This is a genomic window from Streptomyces glaucescens (genome assembly GCF_002154375.1).
Taxonomy (GTDB): domain Bacteria; phylum Actinomycetota; class Actinomycetes; order Streptomycetales; family Streptomycetaceae; genus Streptomyces; species Streptomyces glaucescens.
Map to the genome: position 1 here is coordinate 1 of NZ_MUND01000366.1, position 2,411 is coordinate 2,411.

The window sequence follows — 2,411 nt, forward strand, 5'->3', positions numbered from 1 at the left end:
TGCCGGGCAGCAGCGGCCGTTCCTCGTCGGCGCTGAGGTAGGGCGGTTCCTCGTGGAAGGTGTCGATCCCCACCGAATGGCCGTAGTGGCCGCGGGTGAAGGAGGGGTAACCGCCTGCGCGGATGTGCCGTTGCGCGGCCTGGAACACCTCGCGGGCGGCGACACCCGGACGGATGACGGACAGGGCTTCCCGGTGGGCGCCGAGCAGGACGTCGTGGAGGCGCCGCGCGGCGGGCTGGACGGTGCGGTAGGCGAAGGTGCGTCCGCCGTCGCCGCGGTAGCCGCCCACGGTGACGCCGCAGTCGAACTTGATGAGGGCACCGTCCGCGAGCACGGGATCGGTCTCCGGATCGGCACCGGCACCGGCCCCGGTGGAAGGGCTGACAGCAGACAGCATCCACTGGTCGCTGTAGCCGGCGTAACGGGGATCGGCCATGGCGGCGGCCAGGACGCCCTGCTGGTAGCGGTTCCGCAGATCGATGGCCGTGAGGCCGGGGCGCAGGTCGCGGACGGCGAAGCTCATGCCCGCTTCGGACAGTTCCGTGGCCCGCCGCAGCCTCTCGATCTCGAAGTCGTATTTCACGCTGCGCAGTTCATACAGGTCGTCTGTCATGTCTTCCCAGGTCAGCTGGGGAGCGAAGGCGGCGACCCGGCGTACGGTGTCGTGCAGGACGTACCGCAGATCCGTGCCGATCCGGGCGCTGAGCAGGTCGCGGTCCGCCAGGACGGAGCGCAGCAGCGCGTCCTGCTCGGCGGTGTCGTACTGGGCCGGACGGCCGCCGGGTGCGGGGGCGGCCGAAGGGTCGGCCAGGTCGCGGGCGTCGCGCAGCTCCACCCATACCCGAAACGGCCGGACGTCGTCGAAACCGGACTCCTCACGGGCTTGTACCGCTTCGAAGTCGCTGACCACCAAGGCGGGCGGCTGGGTGGGGTCGGCCGGGACGACAGCAAGGACCGTGCCGAGCATCCTCCACCACTCCATCAGGAAGAAACTCCGGAAGCCCGTCGTGTAGAAGACGTTCGACGGAGTGTAGGCGATGTAGGCGTCCAAGCCCCGGTCCTGCAGCCGTTTGCGGACGGCGCCGATGATCTGTGTGCGCATGCATCGTCCTCAGCGAATGGGCGCGGTACTGGCGGCGAGCGTTCGCCGTCGCGCGAAAGTGAAGCGCACGCGCAGAAACGCCCCCACCAGGCCAGGTGTGCCCGGTTGAGTCCCAGGTCTCACGACTCGGTAACACTCAGTCACTCATACGACGGACATCTCGACGCACCCCTTCCCAGGGAGTGACGACTGGGGCGGAGTGCGGCGCGCCTGTCTCATGCCCGTGGGGAGCGGACCGGCGACAAGGGTCCTACTGGACACCGCAGTGCTCATCGGTCCGCTCCTTCCGCCACCGCGTCGCGCGGGTGGCAGACGGTCAGGCGTGTCGGGAGCACGGCTTCGGAGCACCGTGATCCCGCCGCCGTGACGTTCGCGGACCGGCCGCCGGCGGCAGAGGGACGACGTGCTCAGGGTGCCCGGACGAGCGGCGGCTCACCCCAGTCGGCGGTCAGCGCTCCCCGTACGGCGTCGACGCCGGCCCGGCCGATGCGCTCGGCGAGCACCGACTCGACGAGCCCGATCACGGCCTGGGCCCGCTCGTGGACGCGCTGCCCCTCGGAGGTGGTGCGGATCAGCCGGCGACGGGCCGAGCCGGGGTCGGGGGCCTGCTCCAGGAGCCCCATGTCGATCAGCCCGTGCACGGCCTGGTGGACCGTCTGGCGGGTGACGCCGATCCGCCGGGCCAGTTCCGAGACGGTGGTGCCCTCGGCGTCGAGCATCGCGAAGACGGACGCCTGCGCGGTGGTCACCGGCTGTTCCCCGGCGGCCTCCATGCTGGCGAAGAGCGCGTCCTCGAACCAGCGCCGGGCTTCGCCGAGCAGTTGGGGCAGATTGGCGGCGCGGTGACTCATGGCTCCCCGAGGCCTCGACGAAACGGCGGACGCGGGAATTATCCCCCTGCCGCCCGGGAGGCGAAGTCGAGGGTCGCGGAGAAGCAGTTCTCGACCTCCTCGTCGGACAGTCCCACCCACAGATGGCCGCCGCCCTCGACCGGCCGGAACTCGGCCCGGCCGCCGGTCTCCCGCAGCGCGCGGACCAGCCGCTCGCCCTGGGCGAAGGGCACGATCGTGTCGGCGGTGCCGTGCTGCACGAGGAAGGGCGGCGCCGTGGCCGTCACCCGGCTCACCGGGCTGGCGGCGCGGGCCCGTTCGGGTGCCGCGGCGAGCGCGGCACCGATCAGCAGGGCCTCGAAGGAGGAGGCGTCGGCCGGGTCGTGGGCACCGGCGGGATGGTCCTCGGCGAGCCGGGTGAGGTCGGACGGGGCGTACCAGACGGCGCAGCCGCGCACGGTGGCCGTGCGGGGCTGCGC

At 71.9% G+C, this 2,411-nt stretch carries 3 protein-coding genes; all 3 read right to left on the reverse strand.

The features are described 5' to 3' along the window. On the reverse strand, nt 1–1,102 hold a 1,102-nt coding region (locus CCN42_RS23410; protein ID WP_086738543.1), incomplete at its 3' end, for a M24 family metallopeptidase. A gap of 407 nt (nt 1,103–1,509) precedes the next feature. Further along, complete coding sequence (locus CCN42_RS23415) at nt 1,510–1,953, reverse strand: MarR family winged helix-turn-helix transcriptional regulator (protein WP_086738545.1); 444 nt, start codon at nt 1,951–1,953, stop codon at nt 1,510–1,512. A gap of 38 nt (nt 1,954–1,991) precedes the next feature. Further along, on the reverse strand, nt 1,992–2,411 hold a 420-nt coding region (locus tag CCN42_RS23420; protein ID WP_158102120.1), incomplete at its 5' end, for an alpha/beta hydrolase family protein.

Coding starts and splice junctions, on each gene's coding strand:
- CCN42_RS23415 (WP_086738545.1), bottom strand. CDS start 1,953: ATGAGTCACCGCGCCGCCAATCTGCCCCAACTGCTCGGCGAAGCCCGG.